We start from the raw sequence: 23,982 nt of genomic DNA, 5'->3' as shown, positions 1-23,982 counted from the left end.
TGGGGCGGGCTGCTGCCGCGCGCCGGTAGCCTTTGGCTTGTGATTGACCTGCGTACCCTTCGTGAGGATCCCGACCGGCTACGGGCGTCGCAGCGTGCCCGCGGTGAGGACGACTCCGTCGTCGACACGCTGCTCGACCTGGACGAGCGCCGCCGATCCGCGCTGACCTCGTTCGAGTCTCTGCGCGCCGAGCAGAAGAGCATGGGCAAGTCGGTCTCCAAGGCGCAGGGCGAGGAGAAGGCCGCGCTGCTCCAGCGGGCCAAGGACCTCGCGAGCCAGGTCAAGGCCGCCGAGGCCGAGGCGGAGAAGCTGACGGGCGAGCTCGACGAGCTCGTCCAGGCGGTGCCCAACATCGTCGAGGAGGGCGCGCCTGAGGGCGGCGAGGACGACTACGTGGTCCTCGAGACCCATGGCGAGCCGCGCCAGTTCGACTTCGAGCCCAAGGACCATCTGGAGCTCGGCGAGGCGCTCGGCGCCATCGACATGGAGCGGGGCGCCAAGGTGTCCGGCTCGCGGTTCTTCTTCCTCAAGGGCGTCGGCGCCCGCCTGCAGCTCGGCCTGCTCAACATGGCCATGCAGCAGGCCATCGAGGCCGGGTTCACCCCGATGATCACGCCGGTGCTCGTCAAGCCGGAGACCATGCAGGGCACCGGCTTCCACGTGGCCCACGACAAGGAGATCTACCGCCTCCCCGAGGACGACCTCTACCTGGTCGGCACCTCGGAGGTCGCGCTGGCCGGCTACCACGCCCAGGAGATCCTCGACGGCGGCGACCTGCCGCTGCGCTACGCGGGCTGGTCGTCGTGCTTCCGCCGCGAGGCCGGCTCGTACGGCAAGGACACCAGGGGCATCATCCGCGTCCACCAGTTCGACAAGGTCGAGATGTTCTCGTACGTGCGCCCTGAGGACGCCCACGAGGAGCACCTTCGCCTGCTCGCCTGGGAGAAGGAGATGATGGCCAAGATCGAGGTTCCGTACCGGATCATCGACACGGCGGCGGGGGACCTCGGCATGTCGGCGGCCCGCAAGTTCGACTGCGAGGCGTGGATCCCGACCCAGGGCCGCTACCGCGAGCTGACCTCGACCTCCAACTGCACGGAGTTCCAGGCCCGCCGGCTCGCCGTCCGCTACCGCGACAAGGACGGCAAGCCGCAGCACCTGGCCACGCTCAACGGCACGCTGGCCACGACCCGGTGGATCGTGGCCATCCTGGAGAACCACCAGCAGGCCGACGGCTCCGTGGTGGTTCCCGAGGCGCTGCGGCCCTACGTGGGCCTCGACGTGCTGGAGCCGTCCAAGTAAGCGCGGCGGGCGTCGTTCCTGATGAGGACGGCGCCCCCGAGCACGACCAGGCCGGTCAGCAGCACGGCCAGGGCGACGGCCACCCAGTACGGGCCCGGGGTGCCCTCCGACCAGCCGTAGAAGGGCGTGTAGACGGTCAGGTAGACGAGCGGGGCCGCCAGCACCCCTACGGCCGCGGGAGTGGGCCGGGCGCGGCCGGCGCCCGCCAGCACGAGGCACACCACCGGGCCCACCAGGATCGCGAGCACGCCGAACAGGGCCACAGCCGTGTCCATGCCCGTCTTGCCGACGGAGAGTGGTGCGGGGCCGCTGAGCACGGCGAAGAGACCGAGGCTGGCGGCCGCGGCGAATCCGATGTATGCGCGCTGGTAGCGCTGCAACCCCGCTGCGGCGCCGCCGAACAGCATGCACACCGCCAGGAAGATCGCCACGTTGCGCTCCGGCGACAGGTCGACCGCGGTGGGTTCCGGCGAGCCGGGCAAGCCGACGTGCCGCCACTCGCCGGACACGTCGCGGACCAGGATCCCGTCCAGGCCGTTCGCGACGACCACGACGTGCCCGCCCGGACGGGCCTGTACGGCCAGCGCCATCGAGTGCCGTTCGGCCCAGGACGGGTAGCGCCGGGCGAGCCGCTCGCGGTCGTCCGCGGTGAGCGCCCATGAGGGGCCCCAGGTCTTGCCGCCGTCGTCGGACTGCTCGACGGCCACCCGGTCGGGCACCACCCGGTAGCACCGGGTCGGCTGCCGGGGCACGCAGGCGGCGCTCTGCAGCGGCCTGCTCTCCCGCGCACCGCCGTACTCCTCCCAGGTGACCCCGCCGTCGTCGGAGACCTGGGTGAGGCCGTCCCGCACGTGGACGACGATCGAGTCCCCGTCCACATTGACAGAGCTGGCGCGGGGCAGGGGCGCGGCCGATGTGGCCGTCACCGCCAGTACGGCCAGCGGCATCGTGACGATCACGCGCCAGCGCGCGGAGTACGACTCCAGGCTGCGGCGGCGTACCCACCAGGCCAGGGCGAGCGCGGGCAGGGCGAGAAGGTCCGTGGGATCGGCCAGGACGCGCGATGGGCCCGCCACAAGGGTCCAGGCATGGGAAGCCAGCTCAGCGCCCGTCTCCGTGGTTTTCACGAGCGTGAAGAGCACCCCGGTCAGCACGGTGGCCGCCAGATCGGCCCGGCGCCAGAAGAGCAGGGCCACCAGCGCGGGGGCGACGACCAGCCCCGCCACGTCGCTGAGCTTGCCCGTGAGCGGCCCGGGCCAGGCTTGCTTGAGCAGGTGGTCGTTGATGAAGAGCACGAACACCCCGGCAACGGTCACGGGGTGACATAACCAGGCGTACCTCATGTAGGGGTGGATGGCCGCGAAGCCCAGAAGGTTCGCGGCCGTGACCAACCCGGAACAAGCAAAAGACCGAGGCCCGCTGGAAGCGAACCCCGGCCTGTCTCGCCGCTACAAGGTCAGATGGCGCGGACCTGGGAGGCCTGCGGCCCCTTCTGGCCCTGCGTGATCTCGAACTCGACCCGCTGACCGTCTTCAAGGCTGCGGTAGCCACTGCCTTGAATCTCGGAGAAGTGCACGAACACGTCCGGCGCACCGCCGTCCGGGGCGATGAAGCCGAAGCCCTTCTCGGCGTTGAACCACTTGACGGTTCCCTGAGCCATAAAAGCTCTCCCTCAGGATGTGAATCTATGGGACCCACACCTCGTGGGTCCCGGTGTGTCGTACAGCAAGCACCCGGGGTGGCTCAGACAAAGTCATGCTGGTTTTCACTACGGGATCAGCTAATACAACGCCATCACATCTAACACCATTCTGGCGCGTTGGTGTTCCCCTACCAACGAAGATTTCTGTCAGGCGGCATCACCCGGCAAACTGGAACCTGTTATGCAGAGCCTTCCCGCGCCCCGTCTTGTGGCCACCGACCTCGATGGCACCGCGTTGCGTACTGACGGAACCGTGTCTCCCCGCACAGTGGCAGCCTTCGGCAAAGTCGAGGAATCCGGTGCTGTGCTCGTGTTCGTGACGGGGCGTCCGCCCCGGTGGATGGGCGGGGTCGCGGGTGCCGTACGTCACCGTGGGCTCGCAATCTGTGCGAACGGGGCACTGATCTACGATCTCCATACCGAACAGATAGTGGAATCTCACCTGATCACGGTCGATGTACTCGAGGAAGTCGTGGATCAGCTAAGAGCGAACGTGTCCGATCTCGTATTTTCGGTCGAGTATGAAGCGGGTTTTGCGCATGAGTCAGAATTCCTCCTGGGTGGCCTGGACAGGGGGGCCCTAACGGCACGAGTCGACTCGGTAACGGCGCGTCCGTGCGCCAAGCTGCTGGCCCTGCACCCCGGAATGGACGCGGACGAGCTGCAGGCCACCGTGGAGGGGTTGGTGGGGCATCTGGTGACCGCGACCCACTCCAGCCGCAGGGGCCTGATCGAGATGAGCGCCCAGGGTGTGACGAAGGCCACGGCGCTGGCGGCGCTCGCCGGGCAGCACGAGATCAAGCCCTCGGAGGTGATCGCGTTCGGTGACATGCCGAACGACCTGCCCATGCTGGGCTGGGCAGGCACGTCGTACGCGGTCGCGAACGCACATCCGGACGTGCTCGCGGCCGTCGACCACGTGACCGCGGCCAACGACGACGACGGCGTCGCTCAGGTGATCGAGCGGCTCTACGGATAGCCGGCGGCGGCCCGGAGCAGGCGCTCGCGCCCGTTACAGGTAGGGGCCGGAGCCGCCGGGCGGGCGGTGCTGGTCGTCCCCCTGCGGCACGCCGGGCAGCGCCCTGCGCATCTGCTCCAGCTGGGCACGCGCGGCCATCTGCTGCGCGAACAGCGTGGTCTGGATGCCGTGGAACAACCCTTCGAGCCAGCCGACCAACTGGGCGTGCGCGATGCGCAGCTCCGCCTCGCTCGGCGGCGCGCCGTTCTCCTCCGTGAACGGAAGGGACAGCCGCTCCAACTCGTCGACCAGCTCAGGAGCCAGGCCGTCCTCGAGCTCCTTGATCGAGGACGCGTGGATGTCCTTCAGCCGCTTGCGGCTGGCCTCGTCGAGGGGCGCGGCCCGGACCTCGTCGAGGAGCTGCCGGATCATGCTGCCGATGCGCATCACCTTGGCGGGCTGCTCGACCAGGTTGGTGACCGATCGATCCTCTTCGCCACTATCGCCCTGACCTTGGAAGTCAGGGCCCACCACCACGATGTGAGGGGTGTTGTTGTCCTCAGCATTCATAACACTCACCGTACTAGCAGGATCTTGCCGACGTGCTCCCCCGAATCCAACAATCGGTGGGCTTCGGCGGCCTCGGACATCGGTAGTTTCGCGTGCACCACAGGACGCACGGCCCCGGCGCTGACCAGGGGCCAGACGTTGTCCACAACACTACGGACGATTGCCCCCTTCTCGTCCACCGGACGTGAGCGGAGCGCGGTCGCGTGCACGGAGGCGCGCTTGGCGAGCAGGGCCCCCAGGTCGATCTCACCCTTGAGGCCGCCTTGCAGCCCGATGATCACCAGTCGGCCGCCGGTGCGGAGCGCCCGGACGTTTCCGGCAAGGTATTTGGCGCCCATGATGTCGAGGATGACGTCCGCGCGTACTTTGTCGGCGAAGTCTTCCTCGCGGTAGTTGATGACCTCGTCCGCGCCCAGCTCCCTGACCCGCTCGCCCTTGGCCGCCGAGCCGACCGTCGCGACGACCTGCGAGCCGAGCGCCTTGGCGAGCTGCACGGCGAACGTGCCGATCCCGCTGGCCCCGCCGTGCACCAGCAGCGTCTCGCCCCTGCGCAGCCGCCCGACCATGAAGACGTTGGACCACACCGTGCACGCCACCTCCGGCAGCCCGGCGGCCTCCACCAGCGGCACGCCGTCCGGCACCGGCATGACCTGCTCCCACGGAACGGCTACGCGCTCAGCGTAACCGCCGCCCGCGAGCAGCGCGCACACCTGGTCACCAGGCTTGAACTGCTCGACGTCCGCGCCGACCTCGGCCACCACACCGGAGACCTCCAGCCCCGGGTACGGCGACGCGCCGGGCGGAGGTGCGTAGAACCCCTGCCGCTGCAGGACATCGGCCCGATTGACCGCCGAAGCGGTCACGTCGATGAGGACTTCTCCCCGCTCGACCCGGGGATCCGGCACCTCACGCCACTGAAGTACCTCTGGTCCGCCCGGCTCGGCGATCTCAATGGCTCGCATGCGAACTACGGTAGCCGGGCAAAGAAGTTGTGGGTTGCCGAGCTGTGTGGTTGCCCATGGCGTTAATCTGCAAGGTATTTGCTGCCCCTTTAGACCCACCCGAGGGGGAACACGGTGGCAAGACACGATCGAGAGGAATCGCTCGAGGAGCAGCTGGCGTGGCTCGACGCGATCAAGGAGACGGAGGAGGCCCCCGTCTCTGTGAGCGCCTCGACCGCGGCTGCCGACGAGTCGGTCGCCTCGCCGTACCCCCAGGACCCGTGGCGGATGGTCCCCACGCAGCCCGACACGCCGACGCCGCCGCTGTTCCGCGCGGCCGTCGACTCCGTGTACGGCGCCGCGGCGGCCGAGGACCTGCCCGACGGTGAGATGGAGGCCGCGGAGTGGCTCGGCACGGCCAGCGCGGCCACGAAGGAGCCCCCGGCCGCCCCACCGAGCGCCCCGCGCGAAGAGGATCCGTTCCACGCTCCGTTGAAGCCGCTGCCGCGGCCCGACGACACCGACACGTACGCGCTGTCGTTCACCCCGCCCGAGCCGTCGGGGCCGCCGGAGCCATCGGATCAGGAGACACAGGACACGTCCTGGTCGTCCGTGCCCGAGTGGGCCCGGGCGCCTGAGCCGCCCCGCGAGGAGCCGGAGAAGGAGAGCGCCCGAGCGGAAGCCGAGCCTGCCACGGAGAAGGACGACGAGTCCGTCTCCGAGGAAACCTCTCCGAAGACCGAGCGCCCGCAGTGGTCGGAGCCGTTCGACACCCTCCCGACGATCCAGCCGCCCAAGTGGGCGGAGCCGGCCGCCACGCAGGAAGCCGAGCCCCAGGAGCGGCCGGCGGACGAGCGCGCCGAGCCCGCGTGGCCGAAGGACGAGCCCGCGGAGCCGTCATGGCCCAAGGGCGAGCACACGGAGCCGCCGTGGGTGAAGAACGCGGAGCCGTCGTGGTCGACGGACGCCGAGCTGTCATGGCCGAAGGACGCGGAGCCGTCGTGGCCGAAGGCCGAGCCCGCGGAGCCTGAGGAGCGGCGTGAGGAGCGGCCTTCGTGGTCGGAGCCGACTCCGCAGGAGCGGTCCTCGTGGTCGGAGCCGGCCCAGCAGGAGCGGTCCTCGTGGTCCGAGCCGGCCCCGCAGGAACGGTCCTCGTGGTCGGAGCCGGCGTCGCAGGAGAGGTCCTCGTGGTCGGAGCCGGCCCAGCAGGAACGGTCCGAGCCGGCCCCGCAGGAGCGGCCCTCCTGGTCGGATCCGGCTCAGCAGGAGGAGCCCCCGCAGCGGACCGAGCAGCACGAGTGGCGTCCCGCGGAGCGCGAGATCCCTCCGCCCGCGGAGCGGCGGCGCCGCCCTGCCCCGATCCCCGTGTTCACCGCATCGCCCAGGCCGCCGATCACCGGCCGTCCGACCGCCGACAGCCTCGACCCGGAGTCCCTGCTACGCGGACGGCGTAACGCCCCCTCCAAGGGCTGGCGCCGCCTGGTCTACAAGGCGTCGGGAGGCTGGATCAAGCCGGGCGAACCCCCGGAGGTCCGCCGCCGCCGCCAGCTGGTGAGCAGGGCCCGCACCCCGGTCACCGCCGGCCACCACCGCGTGGCCGTGCTGAGCCTGAAGGGCGGCGTGGGCAAGACCACGACCACGGTCGGTCTCGGCGCCACCCTGGCCCAGGTCCGCGGCGACCGGGTCATCGCCGTGGACGCCAACCCCGACCGCGGCACCCTGTCCGACAAGCTCGTCCTGGAGACCTCGGCCACCGTGCGTGACCTGCTCAACGAGCGTGACCAGGTCAAGCGCTACGTGGACATCAGGGCGTTCACGTCGCAGGCGCCCTCACGGCTGGAGGTGCTCGCCTCCGACCGCGACCCGTCGGTGTCCGAGGCGTTCAGCGGCGCCGACTACCAGGCCGTCTCCCAGGTGCTGGAGAACTTCTACTCGATCTGCATCACCGACTGCGGCACCGGCCTGCTCCATTCCGCGATGGGCGGCGTGCTCGGGCTGGCCGACCAGATCGTGCTGGTCAGCTCCCCGTCCGTGGACGGCGCCAGGGCGGCCTCCGCGACGCTCGACTGGCTGGAGGCCCACCACTACGGCGACCTGGTGAAGAACGCGACCGTGGTGCTGTGCAGCGTGCGGCCACGCTCGAAGTCGGCGGTGGACATCAAGAAGCTGGAGGCCCACTTCGCCGCCAGGTGCCGCGCGGTGGTCCGGGTGCCGTACGACCCGCATCTGGAGGAGGGCGCGGAGATCGACCTCGACCGGCTGCAGGAGCCGACCAGGGACGCCTACCTGCAGCTCGCCGCCTGCGTGGGCGACGGGTTCGCGGGCATCCGCGAATGAGGGGAGTGAGCGGAGGGTGTGGGATTCGAACCCACGAGGCCATCGCTGACCTGGCCGCTTTCAAGGCGGCTGCACTCGTCCACTATGCGAACCCTCCTGTGCGGAAACCACGATAGCGGCTGCGGTGACAGGGGTGTACGTTCAGGAGGTGGCGGATCTCAACGTCGAGGTGGAGCGCGGCCGATCGGCAGCGCTCGTCCGCCTCGACGGAGATCTGGACAAGCTCACCGCGCCGCAGCTCAAGGAGTGTCTGGGCAAGCTCCTCGCCGAAGGGCTCGTGCGGGTCGACATCGACGCGAAGGCGCTGGAGTTCTGCGACTCCAGCGGCCTGTGGGTGCTCGTGGAGCACCAGCGCCGGGTTACCGCCCAAGCCGGTAGGTTACGCCTGGTCGGAGTCCACGGCGTGCTTCAGCGCGTGCTCGACGTGACGGGCCTGAAAGCGGCCTTCGACGCCGTGCTCGCCGCGGAACGCTGACGCCGTACTCGCCGTGGAACGCTGACGCCGTGCTCGCCGCGGAACGCTGTGAGCAGGTCAGCCGCTGAAGGCAGGTCAGTCGGCCAGCTGCGAGAGCAGCCACTTCGGGCCCACGGTCTCGGCGCCCAGCTCGTGCACGCGTTCCTTCAGCCCCCGGTCCGCGGTGACGACGAGCACTCGTTCCCACGGCTTGGCCAGGCGTACCACGTCGACGATCGCGTCGTCGCCGCTCCCGGTGGCCGCCACCACCTGAACCCCCGGCGGCTCCGGCGCGCTCCTGGCGGCGCCCTCCACGACCGCCACGACGCGCGGATACCACTGCGCCAGCACCGGATGCGTCAGTCTGAGCCGCGACACGGCCTCCAGCAGCCGGGTCGCCGCGCCGAGCCGGTCGCGCCACCAGCCGTGCTCGGCCCGCGCGCCCACGATGTTGGCCACGTCGAGCACGAGGGTCTCCGGCCTGATCTCCCCCTGGATCTCGTCCCAGGTGGCGGCGAAGCCGGGATGCAGCTTCCGGTCGGTCACCTTCGGCAGCGGGAGCCAGCGCATCTCGCTGCTCTCCGCGTTGGCGGGTGCGGCGACCAGCAGCTCGGACGACGCGGCGATCACCGTCTCGAACGCCCACCCGCCGTGATCGTCGCGGTAGACGCCCTGCACCCGCAGCCCGTCGCCGGCCAGCGCCGCCTCCTCGCGGGCCTCCCGCAGCGCGGAGGCGACGGCGTCCTCGTGGCTGTCGCGGGCCCCGCCCGGCAGCCCCCAGGTGCCGCCGTGGTGGCTCCACCAGGAGCGTTTCTGCATGAGCACGTACGGCGTGCCGAGCTCGTCATGGTGGACGACGAGCAGCCCCGAGGCGCCGTGCAGCCCCCAGTGCCTGTGGCCTTGCAAGCATTCGATCCAGCCGTCGCCGTCCTTAGCCGCCATGGGGGATTCTCTCAGCCTCCGCCCTTGCTGAAATGCTGCAGGTCCTTGGCTCCTGACCAGTAGCCGCCCCACTCCCAACCGACCTGGTCAAAGGCCTTAACTACCTTGTCGCCGGGATTTATTACGCCCTTTCCCTTCATGGGGCGTTTTGTGAACTTTTTGGATGCTTGGTGCGCTGTGCTACCACTTGCGGTGACATATGGGTTCTGGATGGGATTGACGTCTATCGCTTGCCCGTAGGCGTGCTTGGACCAATGAGTGGACCCGGTCGCTTGGCGGCAATTGAAGGCCGAGGTGTTGTTGGCCTCGATCGAGTCGAAGTCGTCACCCTTGTACGCGTCCACCAGCTTCATCCGCTCGATCGGCCAGCGCCAGCCGTACAGCTTCCTGAAGACCGCCACGATGTCGTCGGTGACCGCCTTGTTCACCACCAGCTGCCCGGTGTGCGGCTTGTCGTCGAAGCCCCAGAACGTCATCGTGACCAGCCGCAGGTCGCGGTAGTGGACCGGGCAGCCGGGCCGCCACGAGTACGGGAGCTGCTCGCGGGAGAGCCGCGAGATCTTGGCGCTGAAGGCCGGCGGGGCGGTCGAGCCGGGCGCGCCCGTGGTGGGCGACGGCGAGGGCGTGGGCGAGTCGAGGCTCTCGAAAGCGGGAGCGGTCTCCTGAGGGACGGAACCGGTGGCGGCAGGCTTGCTCGTCCCGCACGAAACGGACGCGAGCACCACGAACGCCATGGCGGCAGCACGTTTCATCTCGCCACCATATGCGACATCCCACCAGCTCAGGGCACTATCAGCACAGTACGGCGAGCCCGTTTCGCCAGCCCGACCGCCACCGAGCCGTGCCAGGAGGAACGCGAGCGCCCCACCACGATGGCGTCGGCCATGTATGAGCTGGCCAGCGTCTCCAGCTCGCGCGCCGCGTCACCGCGCATGCTGACGAACTGCCACGGAACGCCCGCGCCTCTCAGCTCGTCCCGCAGATCCTCGGTCAGGTCGGCCGCCGCGTCGGGAATGATCGGCGACCCGGCGAAGAACCACAGCGCGGCGCTGTTGAGGGATTCCACGAAGGCGATGAGCAGCGCCGCGTTGTCCCGCCGGGCGAGCCCGGCCGCGTACGCGAGCGCGTTGCGGCTCGGGCCCGATCCGTCGAAGCCCACCACGAGCAGGCCGGCACCGTCCTTGCCGATCTCGAACTGCCCGGCCGGGAGCCTGCCGGTCAGTGGCTCCCGTCCGGGGTCTGTGTCACCGCCGAACACGGCACGTCTCGTCAGCTGTCGGCGTGCTTGCCGCGGAGGGCCAGCTCGCGCAGGGCGTCGGCCGCGTAGATCGCCAGGGCCACGAACGAGACCGCGGCGATCGAACCCCCGAGCCACAGGTCGTTGACCGTCGCGTCGACGTAGGCCGCGCCCCTGCCCTGGTAGCCGACCGCGAACGGCGCGGTGACCAGCCACAGGCCACCGAGGAACAGCAGGACGAGGGCGGAGACGCCCAGCTTGGCCTTCATCGGTTGTCCTCCACTCCGACCAGGGAAGCCTTGCCGTTACGGCGGTGCTCACCCGAGTTGTTCATGTCCTCGCGCAGCGCCTCGACGAGGGGTGCCAGCAGGCTCGCCAGCTCGGCGGACGACGCCTGGGGCGCGACCGGCACGGGCTCCGGCTCCGGCTCGGGCTGCCGCTGCCGGACGGCCACGAGGCCTCGTACGACGAGCTCCTCGTGGATGGCCAGCACGAAGCAGATCGCGCCGATGAGCCCCACGACGGCCACGCCGAGGCCGGTGAAGAACTCCGACTGGGTGGTGTTCGTCCAGTCGGCGTCCTCCGGCTGGGAGCCCAGGGCGAAGGGGGCGATCATCAGCCACAGCCCGGCCAGGACGGCCAGGGTGGCCGCGACGGCGCCCACGAACTTGCGAATCACTGTGAGATTCCTCCTGATACGAGGTCTTTCTGCGGGGGTGCGGCCTGCGCGATGAGGGCTCGCGAGGTCGGCCGCAGCACGTTCTTGGCGACGGACCGGGCCCGCTCGCCTTCCGGGCGGTCGTCCGGTGGCGCCATCCTGGCGACCGCGGTGAGCAGGGCGGACGGTTGGCCGTTGGCCCGCTCGACGCGCTGGGCGATCAGCTCGAGCAGCAGCCCGGCCAGGACCAGGTCGTCCTTGCTCAGCGGCGTCGGCGCCGGGGCAGCCGGCGTCGAGGAGCCGCGCAGCGGCAGCTCCTTGAGGAAGATCGTCGCCACGAACCCGAGCAGCGCGATGGGCACGCCCACCATGAACACCGTCTCCAGGCCCCTGGTGAACGCCTCCAGCACGATGTTCTTGATCGGCGTGGGCAGCTGCTGGATGGCGCTCGGGCTGCCGAGCTTGACGTTCGAGCCGCCGGGCAGCGCGATGTGCGCGGCCCTGAGCATGTCGGCTATCTCGTCCTTCAGGCGGTTCGTCAGGATCGCGCCGAAGGCCGCCACACCGACGGCGCCGCCCAGCGAGCGGAAGAACGACACGCCGGACGTGGTGGAGGCCATGTCACGCAGTTCGGAGCCGTTCTGGGCGGCCAGGATGAGCATCTGCATGGACAGGCCGAGCCCGGTGCCCAGCACCGCCACGTCGAAGCCGATGAGCCATTCGCTGGAGTCCACGTGCAGCCGGGACAGCAGGAACAGCCCGACCGCCACGACCAGCAGGCCCAGGACCGGGAAGATCTTCCACCGGCCGGTCTGGGTGACGATCTTCCCGGAGATCACGCCGGCCAGGAACAGCGCCACCACCATGGGCAGCGTCATCAGGCCGGACTCGGTCGGGCTGAGGCCCTTGACGATCTGCAGGTACTGCGGCAGGTAGATCATCGCGCCGAACATCGCCATGCCGACGAACAGCGAGGCGAGGCCGGTGAGCACGAACGTACGGTTGCGGAACAGCCGCGGCGGCAGGATCGGGTTGCGCGCGGTCCGCTCCGACAGCACCGCCAGGGCCAGCATCAGCAGGCTGAGCGCCGCCAGGAAGTACGTCCACACCGAGTTCCACTCGAACTCGACGCCGCCCAGCGTCAGCAGCAGCATGAGCGCGCTCGCGCTGGCCGTGATCGTCGTCGCGCCCCAGATGTCGATCGAGGTGCTCCGCTTGATCTTCGGCAGTTTCAGGACCTTCTGGATCACAATGAAGGACACCAGGGCGAACGGCACCACGACGTAGAAGCACCAGCGCCAGCCGAGCCAGTCGGTGTCCACCAGGAACCCGCCGAGCAGCGGCCCCGCGACCGTGGAGATCCCGAAGACCGCCCCCATGTAGCCGGAGTAGCGGCCACGCTCGCGGGGGGACACGATGTCGCCCAGGATCACCTGCGCGAGTGCCGACAGACCACCCACACCAAGGCCCTGCACGGCCCGAGCCGCGATGAGCTGCCCCATGTTCTGCGACAGACCGGCCACCAGCGAGGCCGCGACGAACAGCCCGAGCGCGGTCTGGAAGAGCAGCTTCCGCCCGAACACGTCGGACAGCTTGCCCCACAACGGCGTGGACACCGTCATGGTCAGCATGGTCGCGGAGGCGACCCATGAGTACTGGTCCTGACCGCCCAGCTCACCCACGATCGTCGGCAGCGCCGTGCCCACCACCGAGGTCGAGATCATCGACGTGAGCATGGCGAGCATCAGCCCGGACATGACCTCGAGGATTTCGCGGTGGGTGTACTGCCGCCTCGCGGGGGCTGCGGCCTGAGCATGCGCCACCAAGGCTTCATCATCCCCTTACTACAGTTTTGCGAACTTGAGTATACGCCCGTTTACTAGCCGCGCGGCAAGTGGGGGGTGCGTTCAGTAGAGTTCGGGGTGTGGATGCTCAGCTGTCTGAGGCCAGGCCCCGCGACCGCGAGGCCACTCGCGAGCGGATCCTTCGTGCGGCCCGCACGCTCTTCGGCGAGCAGGGGTACGAACGCGTGACCGTTCGCATGATCGCCGCTGCCGCGGACGCCAACATCGCCCTGGTCGGCCGCTACTTCGGCTCCAAGGCCGGCCTCTTCGGCGCGGTCCTGGACGGGGAGCCGACCATAAGGGACCTGTTCGGCGGCGACCGCGGGAGCCTGCCGCGCCGCCTGGCGGAATATGCGGCCGAGCGCATGGAGCACCCGCCGGAGAGCCCGATCCTGCGCACCCTCGAACGCTCCGCCGGCGATCCGGATATCCAGGCCGTGGCCCGCGAGCGCCTGATCACGGCGCTGCTCGACCCGCTCGAGGAGCAGCTGGGCGGCCCGGACGCCCACGCCAGGGCCCGCATGGCCACGGCGGTCTTCCTCGGCATCGGCGCCATGCGCCGCCGCCTCGGCCCCGAGGCGCCCAGCCCGGCCGACGTCGACCGCCTGACCGCGGTCTTCGAGGCCTGTCTGCGCTGAAAGTTTCACCCCCTGTCAAGGGTCTGGCCTGGGAAGACGTTGATGGCAGCGATCGGATGTCTTTGAGCGGGCACTGACGGTTACCTACGATCCGGGTAGCTGGTGGGAGCGCTCCCACATGACGGACGGAGTGAATTTCATGTCTCGCACAAGGCCCGTCCTGGCGGTGCTCCTCTCGGCGGCCGCCATGGCCGCGGCGGGGGCGATCGTCCTGTCCTCGTCCACCGCCGAGGCCGCCGACTCCGCTTTCTACGTGGATCCGCAGACGAACGCGGCCAAATGGGTCGCCGCGAATCCCAACGACAGCCGCACCCAGGTGATCAGGGACCGGATCGCCGCCGTGCCCCAGGGCCGGTGGTTCGCCTCGTACAACCCCGCCACCGTGCGCAGCCAGGTCGACGCGTACGTCGGCGCCGCCGCCTCGGCGGGCAAGATCCCGATCATGGTCGTGTACGACATGCCGAACCGCGACTGCGGCGGCGCCAGCGCGGGCGGCGCGCCGGACCACGCGTCGTACCGGGCCTGGATCGACCAGATCGCGGCCGGTCTCGGCGGCCGGCGCGCCACGGTCGTGCTGGAGCCGGACGCGCTGGCGATCATGACGAACTGCATGAACGCCTCGCAGCAGGCCGAGGTCAAGGCGTCGATGGCGTACGCCGGGAAGAAGCTCAGAGGGACGTCGTCGCAGGTCAAGGTCTATTTCGACATCGGACACGACGCCTGGTTGGCCCCCTCGGAGGCCGCGTCCAGGCTGACCGGCGCGGACGTGGCCAACAGCGCCGACGGCATCGCCGTCAACACCTCCAACTACCGCGCCACCTCGGGCCTGGTGTCGTACGCGAAGAGCATCATCGCGGCGACCGGCGTGTCCAGGCTGAAGGCGGTCGTCGACACCAGCCGCAACGGCAACGGGCCGCAGGGCAGCGAGTGGTGCGACCCGGCGGGCCGCGCCACCGGCATCTGGAGCACCACGAACACGGGTGACTCGGCCGTCGACGCCTACCTCTGGGTCAAGCCGCCCGGCGAGTCGGACGGATGCATCGCGACCGCGGGACAGTTCGTGCCGCAGCGGGCCTACGACCTGGCCATCGCCGCCCCGCCGCCCACCGTCGGCCCGACCGTCACACCCACGGTCACTCCCACAGTGACGCCGACCGTGACGCCGACCACCGGCCCCGCGGGCTGCGCGGCGACGTACAAGGTGACGAGCCAGTGGCAGGGCAGCTTCCAGGGTGAGGTCACCGTGAAGAACACGGGCTCGGCCGCCATCGCCGGCTGGAAGGTCGGCTGGACGTTCCCGAACGGGCAGACGATCACGCAGCTCTGGAACGGCAACCTCTCGGGCAGCGGCACCGTCACCGTGACGAACCTCAACTGGAACGGCGCCCTCGGGGCCGGGGCGAGCGCCACGTTCGGCTTCGTCGCCAACTGGAACGGCCAGAACGGCGTCCCGACACCGGTGACCTGTACGGCCTCATGAGACTCGATGGGCCCCTGGGCCCGCCAGGGGCCCATCGGTGAAATAACGACGCCTTCGCGGCTGTTGTCCACAGCCAGGTCGAACCGGTCTGCGAAAGGCGCGTACTCATGACTCTGCCGCTGTCCATCCTTGATCTGGCGTTCATCGGCGAGGGCGAGACGGCGGCGGACAGCTTCGCCGCCAGCGTGGCCCTGGCCAAGCGGGCCGAGGATCTGGGCTACCGGCGGATCTGGTACGCCGAGCACCACAACATGGCCAGCATCGCCTCCTCGGCGACCAGCGTGCTCATCGCCCACGTCGCCGCCCACACCCGGACGATCCGCCTCGGGGCGGGCGGCGTCATGCTCCCGAACCACGCCCCGCTGACCATCGCCGAGCAGTTCGGCACCCTCGAAACCCTGCATCCGGGACGCATCGATCTGGGCCTCGGCCGGGCGCCCGGCAGCGACCAGCAGACCATGCGAGCCCTGCGCCGCACCCCGTCGGCCGCCGACACGTTCCCGCAGGACGTTCTGGAGCTGCAGGGCTACCTCTCGGGTGAGTCCCGGATCCCGGGCGTGGACGCCACGCCGGGCAAGGGCACGAACGTCCCGCTCTACGTCCTCGGGTCCTCGCTGTTCGGGGCCCAGCTCGCCGCCGCGCTGGGGCTCCCGTACGCCTTCGCCTCGCACTTCGCCCCGGCTGCCCTGGAGGAGGCAGTGGCGCTCTACCGGCGTGACTTCCAGCCGTCGGCGCAGCTCGACCGGCCCCATGTCATCGCCGCGCTCAACGTGATCGCGGCGGACACGTCGGAGGAGGCGCAGGAGGAGTTCCTGGCCTCGAAGCGGCTGAGGGTGAGCAGGTTCCTGGGGCGGGGGCGCACGTTCACAACCGAGGAGGCGGACATGATCCTCGAGTCGCCGGCCGGGCAGCAGATCGTGCAGATGGCCAAGTATTCGGCGGTCGGGGACGCGGCGGAGGTCAAGGAGTATGTCGACCGGTTCGCCAAGCTCGCCGACGCCGATGAGCTGATCGTCGCCTTCTCGGCCGCCGACAGGAAGGTCTGGCTGCGCTCGGCGGAACTGCTGGCCGAGGCACACGGGCTCTGATCAACAGGGGCGGCGGAGGAAGCGGTGCGGGCGTGGCGGTGGAAGCGGGCGGGGGGAGCCCGATCGTTCGGCCCTGAGATGGTCGGCGGTCAGCGCCGAGGGCCGGTCTTCTATCCTTCGCCGAGCAGGCGTCTGCGCAAGTAGGGGCCGGTGGCCTCGGACGTGGGCACGGGAGCCATCCCCGCGGCGATGAGCTGGGCGCGCAGGGCGACGACGGTGCGTTCGAGCGCGCGGATCTGGGCCTGGAGCTGGCCGATCTGGTCGCGCATCGCCGTGGTCGTGCTCTGCTCGCCGATCAGGTCGGTGCTGAGCTGGGAGGCTTGATTCTGCACCCTGCTCAGCTGTTTCTCCATCTGGCTGAGCGCGTCCTCGTAGATCGTCTTCGCTCTGAGGAAGGCCTCGGCGTCCACCTTGGAGCGTTCTAACTCGGCTTGGCGCTCGGCCTGGAGGATGGCGGTCTGCTGGGTCTTCTTGTTGGCGTCGGTGGCGGAGCGGAAGGCCAGATACGCCACGCCGAGCGGGACGATCCCGACGGCGACCTGGATGAGGATGTCAGTCAGCGTGGCCTCCTTCCACTGGGCGTATCACGCCGGTGTACGTGATCCCGTCGTCGCTGTGCCAGGCGTTGACGGTCAGCGCGATGGCGAACTCCGTGCCGTCGCGGCGCAGGCCGACCAGCGGAATGATCCGACCGGCCAGCTCGGAGTGGCCGTTGACGCGAACCTTGGTCAGCCCCATGTCGTGCCTGTCGCGGAAGCGCGCCGGCATGAGCATCGTCAACGGCCGCCCGACCGCCTCGTCGGTGCTCCAGCCGAACATGGTGGAGGCCTGTGGATTCCAGGACTGGATGATCCCGGCGGCGTTGGCGACGATCACCGCCGAGCCGGAGCCCGGGAGCCGGTCGAGCGTGACGGCCTCCGGCCAGGTCGCGATCAGCGTGATCCAGCCGCCGAACGCCAGCCACACCGCACCCCCGACCCAGCCTCGCGGATTGTCTCCGGTGAACGTCGAGGCCAGGAACACCAGGCCGTACAGGAGGACCAGCGCGGTGGCGGCGGCGAAGGCCATCCGGTCGGAGCGCAGGAACATCTGCACCAGGCACAGCATGCCGGTGGCGAGCCAGAGCAGCGCCCAGACGTCAAGCGGCGCGATGGAGGCCAGCACGGCATAGGAGAGGGTGGCACGCTGGCTCGCCGGCGCGAAGGCCAGCGAGGCGGCGATGGCCAGAGATAACAGGCCGACGAACGCCAGGGACGCGCCGCGCCGCCCGATCCGCCGAAGGACTCTGTTACTCACGGTGGCAAGACTAGTGCAGAGGGTTAATGTTTCGCGGGATTGTCAGCCCAGAGCCGAAGCGCAGGCACAATGAGGCCATGCCAGGCTTCGAGAGGCTCACTGTCGAGGAAGCACGCACCCTCACCCGCGCCGAGCTCCTGCCGCGGATCGAGGAGGAGCAGAAGTACTGGTACGAGCGCATTCACCGCTGCCAGATGAAGCCGGGCGACGACGAGGCGTTCAGGGCCTTCAACCGGATCCTGCACGTCACCGCCGACCTCGGCCGCACCCACGACGACACCGAAGCCCTCCTCCAGAGCAGGTCCCTCGACGAGGACTACTGGCGCAAACCCCTCGGCGAGCTGGGCCTGCTCTGAGGCTCACGCCGGAGGCCGGCAGACGGTGCCCCGCGCGGGCAGGCGCAGGCTGGTCAGATAGCGGTTGACGTGGGCGATGATGCAGGAATCGCCGCTGTTGTACAGGCCGTGGCCGTTCCCCTCATAGCGGACCGCGGCCGAGCCGGGCACCCGCCGTACGATGTCCGCGGCCCCGTCGAAGTCCGTCCAGGAGCCGACGCCGAGGTAGGGCGGCAGCCCCTTGGCAGGCAGCGGGACGGGCGGGTTGGTGACCGGGGCAGGCCAGCCGACGCAGGCGAGCGGGTGCCAGAGCTCGGTCCCGGCGAGGTTCGGCAGCAGGCGCTCACCCAAGCGGCGCTTCTTCCGGTACTCCTCGTAGTCGCGGAATCCCATGCCGTCGAGGCAGTGGGTCATGTTCACCCCGGTGTACGAGGGGACCTTCAGGCTTTTCGTGCTCTGCCGGACGTAGTCGGCGAACCCTGAGGCGTCACCGGCGGCGGCCCGCTTGATCGCTTCGGCGAGCTCCTTCCACCGGGAGTACTCGGGCTTCGGACCCGGTGAGATGACGCTGGGGGCGGCGGCCTCCTTGATGTCGAACCCGCTGTAGGCGGTCCGCTCTCCCCTGACCGGCACAGGGGAGCGGTCGGCCCGCGCCACCAGCGCCCGCCAGACCTCGCCGACGTCCTGGCCATGCAGCGCGCAGGCGGTGGTCGCCGTGCACCAGGCCGCGAAGCGGGCGAAGGATTCCTCATGGGGGAGCCTGCCCTGCGCGCGGTCCTCATAGGGGTTCGCCGGGCCGTCGAACACCATCGCGCGCACCCGGCCGGGGAACAGCCGGGAGTAGGCGATCGCGGGGACGCCGCCGTAGGAGTTGGCGATGAAGCTCAGCTGCTCCTCGCCCAGCGCGACGCGGATCGCCTCCATGTCCCGCGCAACGGAGGCCGAATCCATGTGGTCGAAGAACTCGGGATCGGCGGCGCGGCATCGCTCCGCCGCCGCCCGGTTGCGCCTGCCCAACTCGGCGTACTCGGCGCGGGTGTCGGGCAGGGCGATCCACGGACCGGAGACGAGGCAGTCGTACGGCAGCACGCCCTTGTCGATGGTGTTGCGGGGCTCGACGCTGACCACGTCGAAACGGTTCCGCAGCTCGGCGAAGCTGCCCGCGGCAGTGCTCAGGTCCTTGACGCCCGAGCCGCCGGGGCCGCCGGGGACCGCGAACACCGTGCCGATCCGGCGTTCGGCGCCGGTGGCGGGCAGCATGCCGACGGTCAGCCGGATCTTCCGCCCGGACGGCCTGGCCCAGTCCATGGGCACCTCGATCGAGGCACACCGCATGTCCTTGGAGGCGTCCTTACAGGCCGCCCAGGCCAGCGACGACGGGCCGGAGCCCGGCGAACCGGCCGCGGCGGCGGGAACCGCCGACACCAGGACGGCGGCGGCCGTTCCCACCGCCAGCACCTTGATCCTGTGCCCCTTCAACGCGATCGTCACCGCGCCCGCCGTCAGCGCGGTGACCACGTACGCGACCAGCAGTCCCGCCGCCGCGGCAGGCGGCAGGATCCCGCCGCCGACCCCCGCGATCTGGAGCGGCAGGTTCTCGATCATGAACGAGGCGGCCTGGGCGCGCAGCGGCATGGGCAGCGTCTTCGCCACCACCGGCAGCACCACGATGATCACGATCAGCGCGACCAGGGCGCCGGGGGTGGAGCGGACGGCGGCCCCGACGCCGAGCCCGATCAGGGCGACCGCCGCCATCGACAGCCCGGCGAGCACCACCGAGGCGAGCACGCCCGGATCCGACAGCGGCGTGCCCAGCGTCTGCCCGTCGCGGAGCAGCTGCCCGGCCCGGTCGCCGAGCACCATCATGGCCCCCGCGTGCATGCCGAACGCCAGGACCTGCCCCGCCACCAGCGCGACCGCGGCCAGCCCCGGGACCTTGGCCAGCAGCAGCGCCTGCCGGCGCGGCACGGCCACCAGACTCGTCTGGATCATCCCGGTGCTGTACTCCGAGGTGATCGCGAGGGCGCCCAGCGTCGCGAACACGAAGTAGGCGACCGCGATCCCGTTGCCGAGGCCGTCCCCATTGCCGGTGAAGGCCATCCGCTCATGGAGCGACAGGTTGTCGAACCCGCGCCCGATCATGAACGCCACCCCGGCGCAGGCCAGGACGGCCGCCACCGAGCAGGCCAGCAGGTAGAGGTTCGAGCGGAGGGACCGGAGCTTCTGCCACTCCGAGGCGATCACGTCGATCATCGGCCACCCGCCCTGTACTCGGCGCTGTCCTCGGTGAGCCGTACGAACGCCTCCTCCAGGGACGCGCCACGCGGCGACAGCTCGGCGAGCGCGATCCCCTCGGAGAGCGCGAGCACGCCGATCCGGGCCGCGTCCAGGTCGTGCACCGACAGGGCGCCGTCGTCCTCGAAGGTGACCGCCGCCCCGTGCGCGCGCAGGACGCCGGCGAGCCGCTCCGGGTGCGGCGTACGCACCAGCACGTCGCGCTGGAAGTGCCCGGCCAGGGCTTCCATGTCGGTGTCGGCGATCAGCCGGCCCCGCCCGATGACGACGACGTGGTCGGCGGTGAGCGCCATCTCGTTCATCAGATGGCTGGACAGCAGCACGGTGCGGCCCTCGGCCGCGAGGGAGCGCAGCAGGTCGCGGAGCCAGCGGATGCCCTCCGGGTCCAGCCCGTTCAGCGGCTCGTCGAGCATCAGCACCCCCGGGTCCCCGAGGAGCGCCGCGCCTATCCCCAGGCGCTGCCGCATGCCGAGCGAGAATCCGCTGATCCGCTTGCCGGCGACGGCGTTCAGGCCGACCTGGTCGAGGACGGCGCTCACCCGGGCGCGGCCGATGCCGTTGCTGCGGGCCAGACAGGCGAGGTGCGCGTACGCGCTGCGGCCCCCGTGCACCGCCCCGGCGTCGAGCAGCGCCCCCATCGAGCGCATGGGCCGGCGCAGCGACGCGTACGGGTGGCCGTTCACCAGCGCCTTGCCGGCGGTGGGGACCTCCAGGCCGAGGACGGCGCGCATGGTGGTGGACTTGCCCGCGCCGTTCGGGCCGAGGAAGCCGGTCACCAGCCCCGGTTTCACGGTGAACGTCAGGTCGTCGACGGCGACCTTGTCCCCGTATCTCATGGTCAGTCCGCTCACTTCGATCATGGTCTCCCCCCGGTCGTCCGGCTGACGGCCGCCAGCCTGCCGGTCCGGCGGGCGGATCTCGATGGGGGTGCGCCCACCACGGAGGTAGGTCCAGGCCTACCGCCCGCACGCCGCGCGTCGGGCAGACTGCAGGCGTGACCGGGATCCGCCGAGCGTTCGCCGCCGGTGGCGGGCTGTTGCTGAACGCCGCCACGGGCGTGGCCGCGCTGGCGCTGATCGGCATGCTGCTGGTGAGCGTCGTGCTGGTCCCGGTGGCCGGGCTCGGCGTGCCGCTGCTGCGCCGCGCGCTCGCGCTCGTCCGGTCCCTGGCCGGGGTGCAGCGGGCCTGGACGGGACGCGTGCTCGACCCGGGTCCGCGGCCCGCTCCGCACGAGGCCGGCACCTGGCGGGAGCTGTCCTGGCTGGCCGTGCACGCCGTCACGTGGCCGGTCCCCGCGCTCGTCGTCTGGGGGCTGCTGGCCGCCTTCGACTACATGTTCTTCCGGGTACGCGTGATCGAGACGAGCACGCTGAACACGTTCGCCCTCAGCGTCTCCATCGCGGCCATCGCGGCCGTCATCCTGATGGCCCTGCCCCTGCTCATAACCGGACAGGCGCGGCTGTCGGCGCTGCTGCTCCTCCCGGAGGCGACCCCGGCCGCGCGGATCAGGCAGCTGACCGAGTCGCGGGCCGTGGTGGTCGACGCGCAGGCGGCCGAGCTGCGCCGGATCGAACGCGACCTGCACGACGGCGCGCAGGCCAAGCTGATCGCGATCCGGATGAACCTGGGGCTGGCCCGCGACCTCCGCGATCCGGCCCAGGTCCGGATGATGATCGACGAGGCCCGGGAGGTCGCCGGCCAGGCCCTGACCGACCTGCGCGACCTGGTGCGCGGCGTCCACCCTCCGGTGCTGGCCGACCGCGGCCTGGCCGGCGCGGTCGAGGCCGCCGCGCTGCTGTGCCCGGTGCCGGTCGAGGTCGAGATCGACCTGCCGGGCCGCCTGGAGGCGCCGGTCGAGTCCGCGGTCTACTTCGCCACCGCCGAGGCGCTGACCAACGTGGCCAGGCACAGCTGCGCGTCCCGTGCGTGGCTGCGGGTCTCCCACACGGGCGGCCTGCTCCGCGTGGCGGTACGCGACGACGGGCGCGGCGGAGCCGACCGGGCCGCCGGCACCGGCCTGCGCGGCATCGACAGACGCCTGTCCGCCTTCGACGGCCGGCTCGTCCTGCGCAGCCCGTCCGGCGGCCCGACCGAACTCACCATGGAGCTCCCGTGCGCGTTGTCATAGCCGAAGACCTCGCCCTCCTCCGCGACGGCCTGATCCGCCTGCTGACGGCGAACGGCTTCGAGGTCGCCGCGGCGGTCGACAACGGCCCGATGCTGCTGGACGCGCTGACCCGCGGCCGCCCGGACGTGGCCGTGGTCGACGTACGGCTGCCGCCCGGCTACTCCGACGAGGGGCTGCGCACCGCGCTGGAGGCCCGCCGCCTGGTGCCGGGGCTGCCGGTGCTGATCCTCTCCCAGTACGTGGAGCAGCTGTACGCCCGCGAGCTGCTCTCCGACCGGTCCGGCGGCGTGGGCTACCTGCTCAAGGACCGGGTCGGCGACGTCGACCGGTTCGTGGACGCGGTACGCCAGGTCGCCGCGGGCGGCACCGTCATGGACCCCGAGGTGGTCTCGCAGCTGCTGACCCGCCGCAGCCGGGACGAGCCGCTGGGCGGGCTCACGCCACGGGAACGGGAGGTGCTGGCGCTGATGGCGGAGGGCCTGTCCAACCTCGCGATCGCCGCCCGTTTCCAGGTCACGGACAAGGCGGTCGGCAAGCACACGAACAACATCTTCGCCAAGCTGGGCCTCCCGCCGGACGACGACCACAACCGCCGGGTGATGGCGGTCCTCACCTACCTGCAGCATGTGACGTAATGGGGGCCCTGCCACACCCCGGAACAGCTCGCCCTCCCATGCGGCGTCCGGCGACGGCACAGTGAGTGTCGACGACCGGAAGGGAGCCATTCATGGAGTACCGACGTCTGGGACGCACCGGCGTCTCGGTCAGCAAGCTGTGCCTCGGGGCCATGATGTTCGGCGACTGGGGCACCAAGGATCACGACGAGAGCATCCGGATCATCCACCGTGCCCTGGATGCCGGGATCAACTTCATCGACACCGCCGACATCTACTCCGACGGCGAGTCCGAGATCATCGTGGGCAAGGCCCTCGCCGGCGGCCGGCGCGACGACGTCGTGCTCGCGAGCAAGGCCCACATGCCCATGGGGGAGGACCCCAACCAGCGCGGTAACTCCCGCCGCTGGATCGTCCGCGAGGTCGAGAACTCGCTGCGGCGGCTGGGCACCGACTGGATCGACCTGTACCAGATCCACCGGTACGACACCGAGACGGACATCGACGAGACCCTCGGCGCGCTCACCGACCTGGTCCGGGCCGGCAAGGTCCGCTACGTCGGCCACTCGACCTGGCCGGTCTCGGCGATCGTGGAGGCCCAGTGGACCGCACGCGAGCGCGGCCGTGAGCGGTTCGTGTGCGAGCAGCCGCCGTACTCGATCCTCACCCGTGGGATCGAGGCCGACACGCTGCCGACGCTCGCGCGCTACGGCATGGGCGTGCTTTCGTACAGCCCGCTGGCCGGCGGCTGGCTCACCGGCCGCTACCGCGCGGGCGCGGGCGCGGAGGCGCCGTTCTCCGCGGCTCGCCGGCGCCTGGCCAACCGGTTCGACCTGTCGCTGCCGGAGAACCAGCGCAAGCTGCAGGCCGCCGAACAACTCGCCGAGCTGGCCGACAAGGCGGGGATGACGCTGGTGGAGCTGGCGATCGCGTTCGTCCTGCGCCACCCCGCCATCACCTCGGCGATCATCGGCCCTCGGACGATGGAGCACCTCGAGTCCCAGCTGCCGGCCGCCGACATCGAGCTGCCCGACGACGTGCTGGACCGCATCGACGAGATCGTGGCACCCGGGGTGACCATCAACCCCGCCGACAACGGATGGGTCAGCCCGGCGCTCCTGCCCGCGGCGCGGCGCCGGCCCTGATCCGGTGCCGGCGCGCAT

Annotated in this window: 25 protein-coding genes and 1 tRNA gene; 11 read left to right on the top strand and 15 right to left on the bottom strand. The window is 70.5% G+C overall.

The genetic code is table 11. The annotated features are described in order from the left end of the window. Nucleotides 1–39: 39 nt before the first annotated feature. On the top strand, nt 40–1,302 hold the full coding sequence (serS, locus tag ABZX61_RS43285; RefSeq protein WP_350732431.1) for a serine--tRNA ligase: 1,263 nt from the start codon (nt 40–42) through the stop codon (nt 1,300–1,302). Here serS and ABZX61_RS43280 read toward each other — a convergent pair. Both ABZX61_RS43280 and ABZX61_RS43275 read right to left on the bottom strand, forming a co-directional pair. Continuing rightward, nucleotides 1,266–2,618 (bottom strand): hypothetical protein, encoded by a 1,353-nt coding sequence (locus tag ABZX61_RS43280; RefSeq protein WP_355203114.1) that lies wholly within the window; start codon nt 2,616–2,618, stop codon nt 1,266–1,268. The two genes, serS and ABZX61_RS43280, sit on opposite strands and share 37 nt — an antisense overlap. Before the next feature lie 140 nt (nt 2,619–2,758). Further along, nucleotides 2,759–2,962 carry a cold-shock protein gene (locus tag ABZX61_RS43275; protein WP_093173019.1) on the bottom strand — a complete coding sequence of 68 codons (204 nt, stop codon included), beginning with the start codon at nt 2,960–2,962 and terminating at the stop codon, nt 2,759–2,761. Between the two features lie 223 nt (nt 2,963–3,185). On the opposite strand from ABZX61_RS43275, the gene ABZX61_RS43270 reads away from it, so the two are divergent. Then, nucleotides 3,186–3,983, top strand: a complete 798-nt coding sequence (locus ABZX61_RS43270; RefSeq protein ID WP_350732433.1) for an HAD family hydrolase — start codon at nt 3,186–3,188, stop codon at nt 3,981–3,983. A 33-nt stretch (nt 3,984–4,016) separates the two neighbouring features. Here the strand turns inward: ABZX61_RS43270 and ABZX61_RS43265 are convergent, their stop codons facing one another. Continuing rightward, entirely contained in the window at nt 4,017–4,532 is a 516-nt protein-coding gene (locus ABZX61_RS43265; RefSeq protein WP_192789222.1) for a bacterial proteasome activator family protein, read from the bottom strand. A gap of 5 nt (nt 4,533–4,537) precedes the next feature. Further along, nucleotides 4,538–5,494: an NAD(P)H-quinone oxidoreductase gene (locus ABZX61_RS43260; protein WP_355203109.1), complete on the bottom strand. Its 957-nt coding sequence runs from the start codon at nt 5,492–5,494 to the stop codon at nt 4,538–4,540. Nucleotides 5,495–5,608: 114 nt separating this feature from the next. Here ABZX61_RS43260 and ABZX61_RS43255 point away from each other — a divergent pair, with 114 nt between their 5' ends. Then, nucleotides 5,609–7,810: an AAA family ATPase gene (locus ABZX61_RS43255; protein ID WP_355203106.1), complete on the top strand. Its 2,202-nt coding sequence runs from the start codon at nt 5,609–5,611 to the stop codon at nt 7,808–7,810. Nucleotides 7,811–7,820: 10 nt separating this feature from the next. On the opposite strand, the gene ABZX61_RS43250 is transcribed toward ABZX61_RS43255, so the two are convergent. After that, a tRNA-Ser gene (locus ABZX61_RS43250) sits at nt 7,821–7,907 on the bottom strand. 51 nt (nt 7,908–7,958) lie between these two features. Between ABZX61_RS43250 and ABZX61_RS43245 the strand changes: the two genes are divergently transcribed. Continuing rightward, nucleotides 7,959–8,285 (top strand): STAS domain-containing protein, encoded by a 327-nt coding sequence (locus ABZX61_RS43245; RefSeq protein ID WP_350732439.1) that lies wholly within the window; start codon nt 7,959–7,961, stop codon nt 8,283–8,285. 75 nt (nt 8,286–8,360) lie between these two features. Here ABZX61_RS43245 and ABZX61_RS43240 read toward each other — a convergent pair whose 3' ends face one another. From ABZX61_RS43240 to ABZX61_RS43215, 6 genes are read right to left on the bottom strand one after another with little or no spacing between them, the layout of a single operon-like run. Continuing rightward, nucleotides 8,361–9,206: an NUDIX domain-containing protein gene (locus ABZX61_RS43240; protein ID WP_355203103.1), complete on the bottom strand. Its 846-nt coding sequence runs from the start codon at nt 9,204–9,206 to the stop codon at nt 8,361–8,363. 11 nt (nt 9,207–9,217) lie between these two features. Continuing rightward, nucleotides 9,218–9,958 (bottom strand): M15 family metallopeptidase, encoded by a 741-nt coding sequence (locus ABZX61_RS43235; protein ID WP_355203101.1) that lies wholly within the window; start codon nt 9,956–9,958, stop codon nt 9,218–9,220. 29 nt (nt 9,959–9,987) lie between these two features. Next, the gene (locus ABZX61_RS43230; protein WP_355203098.1) at nt 9,988–10,464 is read right to left on the bottom strand and encodes a universal stress protein; all 477 of its coding nucleotides are present in this window, start codon (nt 10,462–10,464) and stop codon (nt 9,988–9,990) included. Between the two features lie 11 nt (nt 10,465–10,475). Next, complete coding sequence (locus ABZX61_RS43225; protein ID WP_355203095.1) at nt 10,476–10,712, bottom strand: hypothetical protein; 237 nt, start codon at nt 10,710–10,712, stop codon at nt 10,476–10,478. Next, on the bottom strand, nt 10,709–11,122 hold the full coding sequence (locus tag ABZX61_RS43220) for a hypothetical protein (RefSeq protein ID WP_355203092.1): 414 nt from the start codon (nt 11,120–11,122) through the stop codon (nt 10,709–10,711). The genes ABZX61_RS43225 and ABZX61_RS43220 overlap by 4 nt, the downstream gene beginning before the upstream one ends. After that, nucleotides 11,119–12,924: an MDR family MFS transporter gene (locus ABZX61_RS43215; protein ID WP_355203090.1), complete on the bottom strand. Its 1,806-nt coding sequence runs from the start codon at nt 12,922–12,924 to the stop codon at nt 11,119–11,121. Before ABZX61_RS43215 ends, ABZX61_RS43220 begins: the two co-directional genes overlap by 4 nt. A gap of 101 nt (nt 12,925–13,025) precedes the next feature. On the opposite strand from ABZX61_RS43215, the gene ABZX61_RS43210 reads away from it, so the two are divergent. From ABZX61_RS43210 to ABZX61_RS43200, 3 genes are all read left to right on the top strand, one after another. Beyond that, nucleotides 13,026–13,583 carry a TetR family transcriptional regulator gene (locus tag ABZX61_RS43210; protein WP_350732453.1) on the top strand — a complete coding sequence of 186 codons (558 nt, stop codon included), beginning with the start codon at nt 13,026–13,028 and terminating at the stop codon, nt 13,581–13,583. Between the two features lie 139 nt (nt 13,584–13,722). Beyond that, the gene (locus tag ABZX61_RS43205; RefSeq protein WP_355203087.1) at nt 13,723–15,063 is read left to right on the top strand and encodes a glycoside hydrolase family 6 protein; all 1,341 of its coding nucleotides are present in this window, start codon (nt 13,723–13,725) and stop codon (nt 15,061–15,063) included. A 107-nt stretch (nt 15,064–15,170) separates the two neighbouring features. After that, the gene (locus tag ABZX61_RS43200) at nt 15,171–16,151 is read left to right on the top strand and encodes an LLM class flavin-dependent oxidoreductase (protein WP_355203084.1); all 981 of its coding nucleotides are present in this window, start codon (nt 15,171–15,173) and stop codon (nt 16,149–16,151) included. A 110-nt stretch (nt 16,152–16,261) separates the two neighbouring features. Here ABZX61_RS43200 and ABZX61_RS43195 read toward each other — a convergent pair whose 3' ends face one another. Together ABZX61_RS43195 and ABZX61_RS43190 are read right to left on the bottom strand one after the other, a co-directional pair. Next, nucleotides 16,262–16,663 (bottom strand): hypothetical protein, encoded by a 402-nt coding sequence (locus tag ABZX61_RS43195; RefSeq protein ID WP_350732458.1) that lies wholly within the window; start codon nt 16,661–16,663, stop codon nt 16,262–16,264. A 40-nt stretch (nt 16,664–16,703) separates the two neighbouring features. Further along, nucleotides 16,704–17,447: a PAS domain S-box protein gene (locus ABZX61_RS43190; RefSeq protein WP_355203081.1), complete on the bottom strand. Its 744-nt coding sequence runs from the start codon at nt 17,445–17,447 to the stop codon at nt 16,704–16,706. Nucleotides 17,448–17,524: 77 nt separating this feature from the next. On the opposite strand from ABZX61_RS43190, the gene ABZX61_RS43185 reads away from it, so the two are divergent. Then, nucleotides 17,525–17,803: a hypothetical protein gene (locus ABZX61_RS43185; protein WP_350732462.1), complete on the top strand. Its 279-nt coding sequence runs from the start codon at nt 17,525–17,527 to the stop codon at nt 17,801–17,803. Between the two features lie 3 nt (nt 17,804–17,806). On the opposite strand, the gene ABZX61_RS43180 is transcribed toward ABZX61_RS43185, so the two are convergent. Both ABZX61_RS43180 and ABZX61_RS43175 read right to left on the bottom strand, forming a co-directional pair. Further along, the gene (locus ABZX61_RS43180; protein ID WP_355203078.1) at nt 17,807–20,035 is read right to left on the bottom strand and encodes an alpha/beta fold hydrolase; all 2,229 of its coding nucleotides are present in this window, start codon (nt 20,033–20,035) and stop codon (nt 17,807–17,809) included. After that, entirely contained in the window at nt 20,032–20,937 is a 906-nt protein-coding gene (locus tag ABZX61_RS43175; RefSeq protein ID WP_350732466.1) for an ATP-binding cassette domain-containing protein, read from the bottom strand. The genes ABZX61_RS43180 and ABZX61_RS43175 overlap by 4 nt, the downstream gene beginning before the upstream one ends. A gap of 134 nt (nt 20,938–21,071) precedes the next feature. Between ABZX61_RS43175 and ABZX61_RS43170 the strand changes: the two genes are divergently transcribed. The 3 genes from ABZX61_RS43170 to ABZX61_RS43160 all read left to right on the top strand — a co-directional run bounded on the left by ABZX61_RS43170 (nt 21,072) and on the right by ABZX61_RS43160 (nt 23,964). After that, nucleotides 21,072–22,205, top strand: coding sequence for a histidine kinase (locus ABZX61_RS43170; protein ID WP_355203074.1), 1,134 nt, complete (start codon nt 21,072–21,074; stop codon nt 22,203–22,205). Next, entirely contained in the window at nt 22,190–22,840 is a 651-nt protein-coding gene (locus ABZX61_RS43165; protein ID WP_350732470.1) for a response regulator transcription factor, read from the top strand. Before ABZX61_RS43170 ends, ABZX61_RS43165 begins: the two co-directional genes overlap by 16 nt. A gap of 92 nt (nt 22,841–22,932) precedes the next feature. Then, on the top strand, nt 22,933–23,964 hold the full coding sequence (locus tag ABZX61_RS43160; protein ID WP_355203071.1) for an aldo/keto reductase: 1,032 nt from the start codon (nt 22,933–22,935) through the stop codon (nt 23,962–23,964). Nucleotides 23,965–23,982: the final 18 nt, after the last annotated feature.

The sequence above is a fragment of the Nonomuraea sp. NPDC003709 genome, assembly GCF_040610775.1.
GTDB lineage: Bacteria > Actinomycetota > Actinomycetes > Streptosporangiales > Streptosporangiaceae > Nonomuraea > Nonomuraea angiospora_A.
The sequence above is the reverse complement of the archived record's forward strand: the minus strand, read 5'-3'. Positions and strand labels throughout refer to the sequence as shown.